Source organism: Clostridium sp. FP2, from assembly GCF_011065955.2.
GTDB classification, from domain to species: domain Bacteria; phylum Bacillota; class Clostridia; order Clostridiales; family Clostridiaceae; genus Clostridium_AD; species Clostridium_AD tagluense.
On the sequence record NZ_JAAMNI020000001.1, the window covers coordinates 433,133 to 449,236 of the forward strand.

General features: G+C 32.7%; 13 protein-coding genes and 1 other annotated feature. Of the genes, 11 read left to right on the top strand and 2 right to left on the bottom strand.

The genetic code is table 11. The annotated features are described in order from the left end of the window. Positions 1-242 precede the first annotated feature (242 nt). The gene (locus G9F71_RS02095) at positions 243-1,946 is read left to right on the top strand and encodes a methyl-accepting chemotaxis protein (protein ID WP_164950427.1); all 1,704 of its coding nucleotides are present in this window, start codon (positions 243-245) and stop codon (positions 1,944-1,946) included. Between the two features lie 114 nt (positions 1,947-2,060). Here G9F71_RS02095 and proS read toward each other — a convergent pair whose 3' ends face one another. Beyond that, positions 2,061-3,497 (bottom strand): proline--tRNA ligase, encoded by a 1,437-nt coding sequence (gene proS, locus G9F71_RS02100; protein WP_164946008.1) that lies wholly within the window; start codon positions 3,495-3,497, stop codon positions 2,061-2,063. A 61-nt stretch (positions 3,498-3,558) separates the two neighbouring features. Next, positions 3,559-3,778, bottom strand: a binding site (T-box leader). Positions 3,779-4,060: 282 nt separating this feature from the next. On the opposite strand from proS, the gene G9F71_RS02105 reads away from it, so the two are divergent. The 9 genes from G9F71_RS02105 (at position 4,061) to G9F71_RS02145 (ending at position 14,266) form a co-directional block, all read left to right on the top strand. After that, on the top strand, positions 4,061-5,863 hold the full coding sequence (locus G9F71_RS02105) for a sigma-54-dependent Fis family transcriptional regulator (protein WP_224626150.1): 1,803 nt from the start codon (positions 4,061-4,063) through the stop codon (positions 5,861-5,863). Between the two features lie 271 nt (positions 5,864-6,134). Then, a complete protein-coding gene (gene prdC, locus G9F71_RS02110) occupies positions 6,135-7,439 on the top strand; it encodes a proline reductase-associated electron transfer protein PrdC (RefSeq protein ID WP_164950428.1) in 1,305 nt (434 codons plus the stop codon). 22 nt (positions 7,440-7,461) lie between these two features. Further along, complete coding sequence (prdA, locus tag G9F71_RS02115) at positions 7,462-9,567, top strand: D-proline reductase (dithiol) proprotein PrdA (RefSeq protein WP_164950429.1); 2,106 nt, start codon at positions 7,462-7,464, stop codon at positions 9,565-9,567. Positions 9,568-9,576: 9 nt separating this feature from the next. Continuing rightward, entirely contained in the window at positions 9,577-9,831 is a 255-nt protein-coding gene (locus G9F71_RS02120; RefSeq protein ID WP_124997171.1) for a CBO2463/CBO2479 domain-containing protein, read from the top strand. Then, on the top strand, positions 9,831-10,556 hold the full coding sequence (gene prdB, locus G9F71_RS02125) for a D-proline reductase (dithiol) protein PrdB (RefSeq protein WP_164950430.1): 726 nt from the start codon (positions 9,831-9,833) through the stop codon (positions 10,554-10,556). The genes G9F71_RS02120 and prdB overlap by 1 nt, the downstream gene beginning before the upstream one ends. A gap of 103 nt (positions 10,557-10,659) precedes the next feature. Then, entirely contained in the window at positions 10,660-11,424 is a 765-nt protein-coding gene (prdD, locus tag G9F71_RS02130; RefSeq protein ID WP_164950431.1) for a proline reductase cluster protein PrdD, read from the top strand. A gap of 68 nt (positions 11,425-11,492) precedes the next feature. After that, entirely contained in the window at positions 11,493-11,966 is a 474-nt protein-coding gene (locus G9F71_RS02135; protein WP_124997177.1) for a glycine/sarcosine/betaine reductase component B subunit, read from the top strand. 3 nt (positions 11,967-11,969) lie between these two features. Then, positions 11,970-12,974: a proline racemase gene (locus G9F71_RS02140; protein WP_164950432.1), complete on the top strand. Its 1,005-nt coding sequence runs from the start codon at positions 11,970-11,972 to the stop codon at positions 12,972-12,974. A gap of 416 nt (positions 12,975-13,390) precedes the next feature. Next, entirely contained in the window at positions 13,391-14,266 is an 876-nt protein-coding gene (locus tag G9F71_RS02145) for a sulfite exporter TauE/SafE family protein (protein WP_164950433.1), read from the top strand. A 636-nt stretch (positions 14,267-14,902) separates the two neighbouring features. Here G9F71_RS02145 and G9F71_RS02150 read toward each other — a convergent pair. Then, positions 14,903-15,043, bottom strand: coding sequence for a class IIb bacteriocin, lactobin A/cerein 7B family (locus tag G9F71_RS02150; protein WP_164950434.1), 141 nt, complete (start codon positions 15,041-15,043; stop codon positions 14,903-14,905). Between the two features lie 765 nt (positions 15,044-15,808). Between G9F71_RS02150 and G9F71_RS02155 the strand changes: the two genes are divergently transcribed. Further along, positions 15,809-16,000 carry a hypothetical protein gene (locus G9F71_RS02155; RefSeq protein WP_164950435.1) on the top strand — a complete coding sequence of 64 codons (192 nt, stop codon included), beginning with the start codon at positions 15,809-15,811 and terminating at the stop codon, positions 15,998-16,000. Positions 16,001-16,104: the final 104 nt, after the last annotated feature.

Genomic DNA, 16,104 nt, shown 5'->3' on the forward strand with positions numbered 1-16,104 from the left:
TAATATTAACTTTTACTAATAGTATTATAACAAAAAGAATAGGAGCATTCAACAAAAGCAATTTTTATATATGTTATAATATTAAGAAAGTATCCACTGGGATATATGTGTTTTATTTGTAATAAGAAGGAATTCTATACCATTATGTAGAAGAAATACAATGAAGATATTGTTTTTAATTATAATTTTAAAATAGTTTAAAAACAAATAATAAAATAAAATATACTTTAGGGGGATTAATAATGGAAAGAAAAACAGCAGGATTTAGCTTACTATTTTTTTTGCTTTCTGCAACGATTTTTAATATGTTATTTTTAAATTTAGCATCCAAATCGTTTAAAACAGTGCTTTCTCAGGGTAATATACCAGCTAAGGAATTGGAAATTGTATCATTAGGTATAAATAGTATTTATGTAAAATATAATATTGGACTTAGTTTGATTTTTAGCATTGTGCTATTTTGCATTATTTTAATATTAATTAAAAATATGAATCACTCAATGAAAACTATAGATAATCAAACAAAAAAATTAGCAGAAGGGCAATTTACAGTTAGAGTAAAAGCAAATGGAGTTGGTGAAGTTATTGCTACAAATATTAATGAAATAGTCCAAAATATAAGAAAGGTATTGTGCGAAGTTATGCAAGTCTCACAGATGAATAGAGACCTTGCAGATACGCTCCAAAGTAGTGCGCAGCAAACGGAGGCAACGGCCAATGAAATATCCACTGCCATTTTAGAGGTAGCAGTAGGTGCAACAACTCAAGCGGAGGCTTCAATTTCCACAAAAGAAAACACGCAGCAGATGTGGAAAAATGCGGATAAGATTGCTAAGTTTGCAGAAAATGCAAAAGATATTGCGAAAAATATGATTCAGGTAATCCAGATCAATACTGAAATGTTTGCTAAATTCACTGATAAAATGGAAGACACAGCATTATCTAACTCCAAACTAGCGCATACAATTCAGACATTGCAAGATGAGATTCATAAGATTAATACTATAATTCAAGTTGTTACAGACATTAGTGAAAGGACCAACTTACTTGCATTAAATGCTGCAATAGAAGCAGCTAGAGCTGGAGAACAAGGAAAAGGGTTTGCAGTAGTGGCTGATGAAGTGCGAAAACTTGCAGAGCAATCCTCGAGTTCAGTAGGAGACATTGGGAAAATAACCACAAATATTATCGAAAAAATTTCTATAATAAGTATAGAAGCTAAAGAAGAAGTAAAAAAAATTGAAGAAAATGTTGAATTTGTAGAGCAAGCAAAAGAATCTTTTAGCAAAGTAATCGATTCAACGAAATTAACTTATGATGCTGTAGATGAAATTTCTATACTAGCAGTAGAAACTGCCAGCGAAGCAGAACATGTAAATGAACTTATGGATAAAGTAAGCTCAATAACACAACAGTCACTAGCTATTACAGAAGAAGTTTCAGCAGCGGCGCAAGAACAAACCACAACAATGCATAATATGTCCGTGATAGTCGGGAAGATGAACAAGACTGCAGATGAAATTGATGGTCAGTTAAAGAATTTTACAAATAATATTACCTTAGGAGAAAAAGAAAACAATATTATAAAAGAAGGGCTAGAGATATTGAAGTCAATTGCAATAGAATTAAGTTCAAAAGGGTATTCAATAGAGCATACTTCTGAGCTATTGAAAAATAGAAAAAGCTCATATATGCAATTTGAATATATTGGAGTTATAGATTCAGAAGGTAATATGAGATTTGCAACAGAAAATATAATTAAAGGCAGTAATAATTACTCCTTTAGGCCTTATTTTAGAGCTTCAGTAGCAGGAAAAGAATTTAGGAGTGAGCCATATATATCTAATGTCTCTTATAATTATTGCATTGCTATTTCTGTGCCTTTTAAAGATAATAATGGTGAAATAAAAGGGGTTGTCATGGCCGATATTTGTATAGTGAATTAGTTGAAAATTGTACAGTGTTTATTAAAAAATGCAAAAAAAATCGTATCACTTTTTTATAAAGTGATACGATTTTTATTTTTATTTTAAATTTAATCTTAGAGCTGACGTCTAATTTTAGTAAGCTCTACCCCAAGTTACTATAGCTTTAGCTGGTTTTCCACAACATAAGCAAACACCTTTTTTCTCTGGTTGATCCAGTGGCATGCATCTAGAAGATGCGCCAGCTACTTCTTTTACATTTTCTTCGCAAGCCAAATCTCCACACCATGGAGCATCAACAAATCCTAAAGTTTTATCTAGAAGATTTTTTAGTTCTTCTACTGTAGTTGTACTAAAGGTTCTTTTGTTTTGTATATTTCTAGCTTTTTCAAGTAGTGAATTTTGAATATCTTTCAAAATCTCTGGTACTAATGCTTCTAGTTCAGGAATTGGAACAATAATTTTTTCTCTTGTATCACGTCTAACTAATACTACTTGATTTTTTTCTATATCTTTTGGTCCAACTTCTAGTCGTAGTGGGACACCTTTCATTTCGTATTGGCTAAATTTCCATCCAGCCATTTTGTCGCTGGTATCCATTTTTACTCTAGCTACTTTTGATAACATATTTTTAAGTTCTGTAGCTTTTTCAATTACGCCTTCTTTATGAAGTGCAACTGGAACTATTATAAGTTGAATTGGAGCTACTGCTGGTGGCAGAACCAAACCACTTTCATCACCATGAACCATGATTATAGCACCGATAAGTCTTGTAGACATTCCCCAAGAAGTTTGGTGAACGTAAGCAAGTTTACCCGTTTTATCTGTATATTGAATGTTAAATGCTCTGGCAAAACCATCTCCAAAGTTATGAGAAGTACCACATTGCAGTGCTTTTCCATCATGCATTAAACTTTCAATTGTGTAAGTGTCTTTTGCTCCTGCAAATTTTTCTTTTTCTGTTTTTTGACCCTTTATAACTGGAATTGCAAGGGTTTCTTCACAAAAAGTTGCGTATATATTTAACATTTTAAGGGTTTCTGCTTTTGATTCTTCCGCAGTTGCATGAGCTGTATGACCTTCTTGCCATAAAAATTCTGAGCTTCTAAGAAAAGGTCTTGTGGTTTTTTCCCATCTTACTACAGAACACCATTGATTATATAGTTTAGGAAGATCATTGTAAGATTGAATTATCTTTGCATAGTGATCGCAAAATAATGTTTCGGAAGTAGGCCTTACGCAAAGTCTTTCTGCTAATAATTCGTTACCACCATGTGTTACCCAAGCAACCTCTGGTGCGAAGCCTTTAACGTGATCTGCTTCTTTTTTTAGAAGACTTTCAGGAATGAACATTGGCATATATACATTTTCATGATCGGTATCTTTAAACATTTGATCTAAAATTTTCTGAATATTTTCCCAAATAGCATATCCATAAGGCCTAATTACCATACAACCTCTAACGCTTGCATAATCAGCAAGCTCTGCTTTTTTAACAATATCTGTATACCATTGTGCAAAATCATCTTCCATAGAGGCAATAGATTCTACAAATTTTTTTTCTTTTTCCATAATTAATCTCCTCTCATTTAACAAAATATTTAAAAATGAATACAAAAAAAGCTCCATCCCCAAAAGGGACCGAGAATTATCGGTGGTACCACCCTAGTTGATATAAAAAATATCCACTCAGATTCTAGATAACGGTAGAAAGCCGCTGTAGCTTACTGCAAAAAAAACATTTCGTACAGAACTCCAAGGTGGGTTCAAAATGATCTTTTAAAAATCTTACACCAATGATTTTCTCGCTGTGAAAAGATTTCATTTTTACTAATCCTTTTCTTTGTATTGGGTATATTCACTTTTAATGATAGTTTATTTTATACTTTAGAATTAATCATAGAATAAAAATAATAATATGTCAAGACTATTTTTACCTCAAATTAGGAGTTTTAACATTTTGCATACAATTTAATGAAATATGCTTGAAGAGGTGCATGTATATTAAAGAATAGAGCAAAGTAATTAGAGTATAGAATCCTAATAATTTTTATATAATTCAAGGGTTTGCTTTGTTATTTTAAATAAAGTTAGTATAATGAAATAAATAGGGAAATAGTAAAGAGGGTGATGAATTGGTAATTGCAGAAATGTTTTACACTGTAAAGGAAATTATGAATAAAAAATTCATAAAAGTAAAGGCCAGTGAAAGCATCAAAGAGGCTTTAAATAAAATGATTGATGCAAACAAAGATGAGGTTTTAGTAGTAGATTCAGCAGGTATGCTCATTGGTGTTTTTACAAGAAAAGATATAGCTAAAATTAAAAAAAATAAAAACATATCCTTTCAGGAAGAAGTTATAAAATATACTAACAAAAATGTAGTCACCATAGACATGAATGCCTCTGCTAGAGTTGCAAGAAATTTAATGATAGAGAATGGAATAGGAAGATTACCAGTAATAGAAAATAAAATAATTAAAGGAGTAATTACTAGCAATAATATAAGAGACACTTTTTATTTGAAAATTGATGAAATGTTTGATCTTCAAAATAATATTATTGATAACTTACATGAAGCAGTATGTATTTGTAGTGATAGTGGAATAGTAAACTATTGGAATAAAAGTTCAGAACAACTATATGGTGTAAGGGCTGAAAACATACTTGGACAATATATTGGATCTTTTTTTCCAAATGCATTGATTATGAAGACTTTAAAAGATGGAAAACGAAGAGATAATGAGGGGAATGAACCTGTTAAAGGTAAATTTGTTGTTCTAAGTACAGTACCCATATTCAATAATATAGGGAAATTAGTGGCGGTAGTATCTACAGACCGAGATGTTACGGAAGTGGTAACGTTATCAAAACAATTAGAAAAAGAAAAAAGGAAGGTTGAATTATTACAGATTGCGTATAAGAAAGAAATTGCAGCAAACTATACTTTTTCTTCAATTGTAGGAAAAAACAAAAAAATAATCGAAGCTATTGCAATGTCACAAAAGGTAGCGCAAAGTTCTGCTAGTATATTAATTACTGGGGAAAGTGGTACAGGAAAAGAGGTGTTTGCAAGATCGATTCACGAAGCTAGCGGTAGAGTGGGGAATTTTGTAGCGGTGAATTGTAGTGCAATTCCTGAGAATTTAATTGAAAGCGAAGTTTTTGGATATGTAGAAGGCGCTTTTACTGGTGCCATCCGAAAAGGAAAAATGGGAAAATTTGAATTTGCTAGTAATGGAACTTTGTTTTTAGATGAAATTGGGGATATGCCCATGGAAATGCAGGTAAAGCTTTTAAGGGTGCTTCAAGATGGCATAGTATATAGAGTGGGAAGTGAAAAGGGCGTTGCTACAGATACACGCATCATAGCTGCCACAAATAGGAATCTGAATGATTTAATGAAAGAAAAAAAATTTAGAGAGGATTTATATTATAGATTTGCGGTTGTTCAAATTGAATTGCCACCACTTAGGCAACGAAAAGAAGATATAAAGGAATTGGCAGATTTATTTATAAACCAAGTAGCTAATAAAGAAAATATAGACATAAATAGCATAGATGAAAGAATATATCCACTGCTTGTTAATTGTAAGTGGGAAGGAAATATTAGAGAACTAAAAAATGTAATACAGAGAATGATTGTACTTTCTACAGAAGGAAAAATTACATTAGATACCCTTCCAGAATACATTCTAGAAAATAGTGAAGACAAAGAAAGGCTAGCCTTATATACTAATGAAAGTGAAATTTTGGAACAAGAGCAAAATAAATATGATTTGGAAAAAATTGTAGAGAGTGTGGAAAAAAACACCATAGCAGAAGTATTGCTATCTGTGGGTGGAAATAAGCAGAAGGCTGCAAAAATATTAAATTTAAAGAGAAGTACCTTATATTACAAATTAAATCAATACGGTCTTTTAGAAAAGCAAAGTTAATAGTGTCAGAAAGCTGAACAGTGTGTCCGTTTTTCGACACTACAAATACCACTACAAAGCGTTATAAAACGACTTTTAAGTAGTGAGATCTAAAAATAGTGTCAGAAAACAGACGCTATTTTTTTTGATTAAAAAAGAAAAGTGAGTATTGAAGAACCCTATAGACTGATAAACCAGTATTTGCAACATCTATAGGTGAAGCATAAAATCCTTCAAAAGTTGGCATACTAATTGCGTATATATTTAAGTGAAATAATATGGAGGTGGTTTTATGCCAATGATCTATAAATTTCCTCTTAAAATGCATGTAGGTGCACCTTCTACTACAATTGTAAAAGAAGGACAAATTGTTAAAAGAGGCGAATGTATTGCAAACCCAGAGGGATTAGGAGCTAAAATTCATTCTAGTATCACTGGAAAAGTAACTAAAATTACGGAAAATGAAATCTTTATTTTAGCTGACGACAATCAGAGTACGGAGTACATAAAAATCAAAAAATGTGGAAAAATAGAAGATACTGCTTATGAAGCAGGTATTGTTGGTGCCGGTGGAGCTGGATTTCCTACTCATATTAAATTAAAGTCGCAGGTGCCTGATGGATATGTAATCGCAAATTGTGTTGAATGTGAACCAGCATTACATCATAATATAGAAGTTTTAGAAAAAACCCCAGAGTCTATTATCAAGGGAATAAGATATGCTATGACTGCAACTGGGGCACCAAAGGGTTATATAGCAGTAAAAGCAAAAAACAAAAAAGCTATTGCATCAATTAAAAAAGCACTTTCTGGAGCAACGGATGTAGAAGTAAAAGAATTAAGAGATATATATCCAATGGGTGAGGAAAGAGCATTGATTCATGAAATATTTGGAATATGGCTTAATCCTGATCAATTGCCTTTTGAAGCAAAATGTGTAGTTCTAAATGGAGAAACTTTAGAAAATCTAACAAATGCTATGGAAAAAGGTAAACCAGTAATAGATAAAGATGTTACAATAGTTGGAAAATTAAAAGGCGGAAATGAAAGTCATGTTTTCTTACAGGTACCTGTAGGAACTCCAGTTAAATACCTAATTGAAAAAGCGGGTGGAATAGATGGAGAATATGGTGAAATCATTATTGGTGGACCATACACAGGAAAATCTGAAGATATAGAAAGTGCAGTTGTTACAAAAACATCAGGTGGTGCAATTGTTACAATACCACTTCCAAAATATGAAGGACCAATAGGACTCCTTGTATGTGCTTGTGCAGCAGATGAAGCAAGACTACGAAATGTTGCAGAAAAAATGCATTCAGATGTAGTTGGGGTTGCAACATGCAAAAATGTAGTTAAAGTAAGAGGTTTAAATAAATGCTTAACTCCGGGAGATTGTCCAGGGCAAGCAGAAGCAATACTTTACCTTAAAAAACAAGGTGCAAAAAGAGTATTAATAGCAAATTGTAGTGACTGCTCAAATACAGTAATGTGTTGTGCTCCTAAAATGGGGATTCCAGTATATCACCACACAGATCATGTATTTAGAACAATAGATTATCCACTTACAAGAAGATTAGCAATGGAAGAAAAGTAAAAAAAATAAGGAGGTTATGTTCATGTCAATGAGTGATGAGCACGCAGCAGAGTTTAAAAATGAAGTCGCAGTTGTATGTTGTAGAACAGAAGAGGGAACAATTATTACTGCAGCTAATTTAGAAGATCCATCAATATTCCCAGATTTAGTGGATTCAGGATTGTTAACAATACCTGGAAATTGCTTAAAAATAGGTCAGGTTATTGGGGCGAAACTTACTAAGACAGTTGATTCACTAGTACCATTAACACCAGAAATAGTAGAGGGTGCAATTGATACTACAGAAGAAAAGAAAGTAGTAGAGTTAACTGATGGTAATGAAAAGGCAGTATTAAAAGATAATAAAAGTGCAGGAGATGTTATTAAAGTTGAGGATTTAGAAAACCCGATGCATTTTGATAAACTACAAGACTCTCTACTTCTAAAATTAGATGAGAGTGTTTTAAGTAGAAGCGAAGTAATTGGTGCAACTTTAAAAATAGATGCAGTAGCATTAACTCCTGTAACTCCAAGCATGTTAGAAGGATTTAAGGAGGAAGTGTCTATGAAAGCTGAAACACCAGTAATGTCATCTGTTATAAGTGGTGGAATGTTAAAAATTAAAATTGCAGAAGGTAAGGGTATTGATATAGAAATCCCTCTTAATTCATTTAGTCAAAATGGAATGCAAGCGGTAGAAACAGTAAAAACAGCAACGGCTGCAATGCCTGTAGCTAAAGAAACTATAAAAGAAAGTAAGGCTCCAGAAGTAAAGCTTGAAGACAAAATTGTAAGAAAGCTTGTTAAAAAACACTTCAAAATAGAAGAAGTTAAGTTTGGGCCTGAAACTAAAATTGAAGGAACTACACTTTATATTAGAGAGAATATCTGCACAGACGCTGTAAAAATAAGCCAACTTGTTACAGATATAAAAATTGATATAATTACACCAGATAAGTACAACACATATAGTGAAACAATCATGGATGTACAGCCAATTGCTACAAAAGAAGGAGATCATAAATTAGGTCAAGGGGTAACAAGAGTATTAGATGGCGTTATCGTTATGGTTACTGGAACAGATGAAAATGGCGTTCAAATTGGAGAATTTGGTTCTTCAGAAGGTATTTTAGAAGAAAATATTATGTGGGGAAGACCAAGTGCACCAGATAAAGGTGAAATTTTCATTAAAACTCAAGTTACAATAGTAGCAGGAACAAACATGGAAAGACCAGGTCCTTTTGCTGCTCATAAAGCAACTGACATGATTACACAAGAAATTAGAGAAGCTCTAAAGATACTAGATGAAAGCTTAGTAGTAAATAATGAAGAATTTGTTCAATATAGAAGAACTGGTAGAAAGAAAATAGTAGTAGTAAAAGAAATCATGGGCCAAGGAGCAATGCATGATAACTTAATTCTTCCAGTAGAGCCAGTTGGCATACTTGGTGGAAAACCAAACGTTGATCTTGGAAATTTACCAATTGTACTTTCACCACTAGAAGTATTAGATGGCGGAATCCATGCATTAACTTGCATAGGACCAGCATCAAAAGAGTGCTCAAGACATTATTGGAGAGAGCCACTTGTTATAGCAGCAATGAATGATCCAGAAGTTGATTTTTGTGGAGTTGTACTTGTAGGAAGCCCACAAATTAATAGTGAAAAGTTTTATGTATCTGAAAGACTTGGAATGACTATTGAGACAATGGATGTTGCAGGTGCTATTGTTACAACAGAAGGATTTGGAAATAACCATATCGACTTTGCAAGTCATATTGAGCAAATAGGTATGCGTGGAATTGGCGTTGTAGGAATGTCTTTCTGTGGAGTTCAAGGTGCTCTAGTTGTTGGTAATAAGTATACTAAGTACATGGTTGACAACAATAAATCAGAAGCAGGAATTGAAAATGAAGTTTTAGGATGTAATACACTTTGCAAAGAAGATGCAATTCGTGCACTCGCAATGCTTAAAACTGCAATAGCAGGAGAAGAAGTAGTAGCAGCAGAAAGACATTGGAATGCGAATGTTAAGGAAAGCAATCTTGAATCTGTTGAGAAAACATATGCAGTTTCTATTGAAAGAGTAGAAAATGAAACTTCAATTCCAGTAAGTAAAAAAAGATTAGAAAAATATTCAGGAAAATAAGGAGATACAATGAAATACGGAGATAAGATAATAGAAATGTACGGAGTTATAGTAGAAGTACATGATGGATGTGTTTCAATTGATCTAAAAGGAAGATTAGGCTTCATGAAGATACCAATGAGGATGTTAATTACAGATTATCCTGTGCAGGTAGGTCAAGAAGTCGGATTTAGAATGAGTTTCATTGAGGTTCTTTCTGAAGAACCCAACGAAAAATACGTTAGCAATATAGAGACAAGAAACAGAAAGGAAGGGAAAGTATAATGAGTTTAACAACCGTTAAAGGATTACAATCAGAAATATTTGTACCAATTACACCACCACCAGTTTGGACACCTGTAACAAAACCATTAAATGAAATGACAGTTGCGTTTGCAACAGCTTCAGGAGTGCATTTAAAAACAGACAAGAGATTTAATTTAGCAGGAGATTTTACATTTAGAGCTGTACCAGGTGATGCAAAATCTAGTGATTTAATGGTATCCCATGGTGGATATGATAATGGAGACGTAAATAAAGATATAAATTGTATGTTCCCCATTGATAGATTAAGAGAACTTGCAGCTGAAGGATTTATAAAAGAAGTTGCTCCAATGCATTATGGATTTATGGGCGGCGGCGGAGACCAAGATAAGTTTAAAAACGAAACTGGTCCTGCTATTGCAAAGTTACTAAAAGCTGAAGGTGTAGACGCAGTTGTTTTAACAGCTGGCTGAGGAACTTGTCACCGCTCCGCTGTACTTGTACAGAGAGCGATAGAGGAATCAGGGATTCCTACGATACTTATTGCAGCATTACCACCAGTAGTTAGGCAGGCTGGAACACCAAGATCTGTTGCACCACTTGTTCCAATGGGAGCAAATGCTGGAGCACCAAATGATAAAGAAATGCAAACAGGCATATTAAAAGCTACATTGTTACAACTTGTAGCAATACCATCAGCTGGAAAAATTGTTCCATTACCTTTTGAGTACGCAGCAAAAGTTTAACGACATTGCAGCACCGAAGGTGATAATTAAATAAAAATTAGGAATGTCGCCAAATTTAATTTTGGCGCATTCCTATATAAAAAAATGAATTGTGGTGAGATGTATGGAAAATGAAATTGAAATGCGAAAATTATTGATTAAAACATTCCATATTGAAAAAGTAGAGTTTGGTAAAAAAACTCTTATCCAAAATAAAATACTGTACTTAAGAGAAGATATAAAGATGGATTTAATACAAGAATCTATAGATATTATAAAGTGTATCGAAGTGAAAATAGTAAATCCAAAACAACATGATTTTTTTGTTAATAGCATTATGGATTTTTCACCAATAGCAACTAAGGTTTTAGGGAAAATTGGTGATGGAATAACACATACTTTAACAGGAGTCTATGTTATGCTCACGGGTATAGATGAAATGGGAATTCAAGTTGCAGAATTTGGATCTTCAGAAGGCATTTTATCAGAGCAAGTAGTGTTTGGTCGTGCAGGTACTCCAAATGAAACAGATATTATAATTCATGTAGATGTAATACTCAAAGATGGAATGGGCTCAGTAAGGATAGGACCTACGGCAGCACATAGGGCCTGCGATAGATTAGTTCAGGAAATAAGAGAGTCTTTAAAGAAAATGAATGGAAAATTATACGATGAAAAGTTCGAATATTTCGATAAAATTAAGCTTGGTAAAAAGAAGGTAGTTGTTATAAAACAGGTAGCAGGTCAAGGTGCAATGTATGATACGCAATTACTTGGAAAAGAACCAGGTGGCTTTGAAAGTGGTAGATCCATTATAGATTTAGGAAATGTACCAATAATACTAAGCCCAAATGAATGTAGAGATGGTGCTTTGAGGGCTATGCATTAAGTGTCACTTCCAGTTTCATTGTAACCTATGTTTCGTTAAAATATATAATTCTGGCGAGGAGGAATACTATGGGAGTTGGTCCATCTACAAAGGAAACAACACTGCATCATTTTAGAGATCCACTGCTGGATGTTATATCTAAGGATGCGGATATTGACTTGTTAGGCATAATTATTGTTGGAACACCTCAATCTAATGAAGAAAAATTATTCGTTGGACAAAGAGCAGCAGCATGGGCAGAAGCCATGAGAGCTGATGGTGTTATTATATCTGTAGACGGTTGGGGGAATAGCCATGTAGACTATGCCAATACTATCGAAGAAATTGGAAAGAGAAACATACCGGTAGTTGGGCTTAGCTTTGTGGGCACTCAAGCACAGTTTGTAGTTACAAATAAATATATGGATACAATTGTTGATTTCAATAAATCAATAGAAGGTATTGAAACAGAAGTAGTAGGAGAAAATACAGTTTGTGAATTAGATGCAAAAAAAGCAGTGGCGCTTTTAAAACTTAAAATAAATAGGAAGATGAGGGGATAAATTATGAAAGCAATGAGAATGATTAACGCAGTAGATTCACATACAATGGGAGAACCAACAAGAATTATAACTGGTGGAGTGCCGGTAATTCCAGGAAATACTATGCCTGAAAAGAAAGAATACTTGGAAAAACATTTAGATTATTTAAGAACAGCAATAATGCTTGAACCAAGAGGTCATAATGACATGTTTGGATCTATTATTACTGCGCCAACAATGCCAGAAGCTGATTTGGGAATTATTTTTATGGATGGTGGCGGATATTTGAATATGTGCGGTCATGGTTCTATAGGAGCTGCAACGGTGGTTGTAGAAACTGGAATTATCCCTATGGTAGAACCTTATACATACCTAACTTTAGAAGCACCAGCGGGACTTGTTAAAGCAAAGGTTAAAGTAGAAAATGAAAAGGTAAAAGAAGTTTCTATCCAAAATGTTCCTTCTTTTCTTTATAAGGAAAACGTACAAGTAGATGTTCCTGAACTGGGTAAAATAACTTTTGATATTTCTTTTGGAGGAAGTTTTTTTGCACTTGTTAAAGCTACTGATTTAAATATTGATATTTGTCCTAAAAATGCACAAAAATTATGCGAAGTAGGAATCAAAATTTTACATGCAATTAACGCATCTGTTTCTGTTAAGCATCCATTACTTCCTCATATAAACACAGTAGATTTGGTTGAAATATATGGACCTGCTAAAAATCCAAAGGCTACTCTTCAAAATGTAGTAATATTTGGCGACGGACAAGTAGATAGATCTCCTTGTGGAACTGGAACAAGTGCTAAACTTGCATATTTATATGCAAAGGGACATTTGAAACAAAATGAAGAATTTGTATATGAAAGTATTGTTGGAACTATGTTTAAAGGTAAAGTGCTGGAAGAAGTGCAAGTAGGCGAATTTAAAGGCGTCATTCCAGAAATAACAGGCAGTGCTTATATTACTGGATTCAATCAATTTGTTATTGACGATGAAGATCCTTTAAAATATGGATTTAAGCTATAATTAACAGGTAATATTTAGTATTAAATATTAGTATATACCATTAGTGGAATAAACTGAATTGTCTATTAAATGAATAATTTATAGACAATACAAGTATAATGTAGTAAAATGAAAGTCTAAACATTATAATTTTATGTGATTTTTTTAACTAAATTATTAAAAAATTAACGATATTTCAGAAGGAAAGACCCTCACTTCTATAAGTGTGGGGAAATAAATTGAGAATTGTTATCTGCTCTAGAGGTCTAGGGGGTAAATATCCTTCTGAAGTCTTTAATTGAAGCATCACAGATGATGATTTAATAAGAAATGTATACTTTGTGGTAACGGTTAACATGAACTCTTTAAAACTCTTTAAAACTCTTTTTAAAGAGTTCATGCTAATAATATATTAATTAAACAAGGGGGAATTCAAAATGTTAACTGCAGTATTATCAGCACTAGGTCTTTTAACCCTTTATTTTGCAATAATTTTTCTTAAGGATTACATACTAGCTTCAAAGGAAGGTAGACTTGAAAAACCAAGTTTTTTTGCTACAGGAGGTGTAGGATTTGCCACAAATTTCTTTGATGCGCTAGGTATTGGTAGTTTTGCACCTACAACTGCACTTTTAAAACAGTTTAAACTTACAAATGATAGAACATTACCGGGAACATTAAATGTATCATGTACAATTCCCGTAGTAGTAGAAGCATTCATTTTTATTACAGTTATAAAAGTTGATCCCATTACACTTGTTACTATGCTTTTCGCAGCAACGGTAGGATCAATTCTTGGAGCTGGATTTGTTGCTAAACTTGATGTGAAGAAAATTCAATTGGGAATGGCAATTGCATTACTTATTGTAGCGGTTGTTATGATACTCCAACAATTAAAAATATTTCCAACTGGAGGAGATGCAATTGGTCTTTCTGGGATAAAACTAATAATTGCTGTTATAGGTAACTTTATTCTAGGGGCGTTAATGACACTTGGAATAGGCCTTTATGCTCCATGTATGGCACTTATATATGCACTTGGATTAAGCCCGGCAATTGCTTTTCCAATTATGATGGGTTCTTGTGCATTCTTAATGCCAGCAGCATCAGTTAAATTTGTTAAAGAAGGAGCTTATGATAGAAAAGCTTCTATGGCTATAACAGTAGGCGGAATAATAGGCGTAATTTTTGCAACAAAAATTGTTAAAGAATTACCACTTGAAATATTAAAATGGGTTGTTATTGTGGTTATTATCTATACATCTGCTACAATGTTCAGATCTTTTTCAAAACCAGCTGAATTAAAAGCATAAAATTCATTTAAATATATCACTAATATAAAAAACCTATGCTAAATTAAAAAGATGATTTCTGTATTGAACAGGAGTCATCTTTTTTAGAACCCGGTGATATTTATTAGAATAGATCTTATATTTTTTTTGTTTCATTCTTTAACCCTAGTAATGTTTGACATGTTTTATGTATGCCTCATCTTTGAAATGTCCAAAGAGTGATTCTTGTGGATTATTATCCAAGAAAGTTGCTATTTTGAAAATGGATTGTCCTAGACCACAGCGTTTAAGTAGCTCTTGAAAGGTTGGATTTGTATAATGGTATCCTTGAGCTGAGTAATAAACGCATCTTTAGATAAGGTAATATTTGTATTATATTTTAACAGTGGTATAGAATATTCTGGAAATTTACAAGTGTGCCAAGCGAGTAATATATACTTTTTAAAAGAGTTAAATTTAAAAAATGAACAAAAGAGCTTGGCAAAGCTGGTTTTTAAAAAATCATAAAAAGAGTAATGTCTTATATTTAATAAAATGTATTCTTGAAATAAATATAGGCTATTTTGGAATAGCCTATATAAGCATTTGTTATTGGTTGAAAGTTGCTTCCGGTTAAGGAGCAATTTAACTTATTATATAAAAATTTAAAGCGAAATGTTATTTAATTGGAAATTTAAAAATAGGAGTTATACGAGGATGAGTATCATCTGTAATCGTCACCTTTCCATTTTCCCATGTTATTGTAGGGACTGCTCCTCCATTAATATCCATTAATTCATTTTGATTTAATTCTATCATTATTCATCAATCTCCTTCGTCTGTTTATTATGTTGTTTATCATTGTACAAGGTTATAATTACTCTCAAATAGCTACTTGATAATGAAATTATAACATAAAAAAACACCATTAACACATTCATTCAGGGTTAAAAAGCCAACGCTTAGGGTAATTTTAACTTTTTGTTTTGAATTTTATATATAAAATTCAAAACAAAAATAACATGTGCATTTGAAGTTAAGTATTACAAATGATTGTAACAAGAAATTACATGACTAATGTATTCATTTAAGATAAAACGATATTAGGAAGCGATAACATGAAGATTATTTATGATTCACAAGAAAAAAACAGGTAGTCCGTAGATGTTTTTGAAGAGGTAAGGAATTGGAATATTTTATGAGCTTGATGGAGAATGTCCCTAAAGAATATTAAAATCTACGGTAATATCAAGACGAAATAGCGGGAAACTGCAATAGTTTGCTACGATTATTACTGTTTTTATTTTTCTTGGTTTCTAATTCAATGTTTTGTGAAAGAAGTCTGACATTCTCTTCCCTGAGAATATTTATTTTTATAGTAAGTGCAATAATATATAGCACCATTGAGCAGTTAAAGAAAATGGGCTACACACTATGACCTATCCAACCTGTTTATTAAGGATGTGAACGTATAAAAATGATTTCCCGATGTGTTAATAAGGGTGAATCATGGATGGAACAATAAATTCAGTGATCAGTTACGGTAGTCATTATGAAATATATATTTAAAGTGGTCCAAGTATAATGGCTTTGGTAGAAAAGACTTCTTTAGGTACATTTGCTTGCATACCTGATTTTAGTGCTGGTTTTGATTTATCGAATTTAAAAGACTTGTTTTATAGCACGGAAAAACTTTGCCAAGTTATTAATAAAGTAGATGGCATAACCGTTGCCTGTTCACTGCCTGCTATTGCAGATAAGATAAATTTTAAATAACATTATTAACTATTTAAGCCGGAGGCATTTTGTTATAGAAAACCCTCGGTATTTTTTGAAAGTGCTTGCTGCAAATTGGTATGACCAATAACAACAAGTTGTCT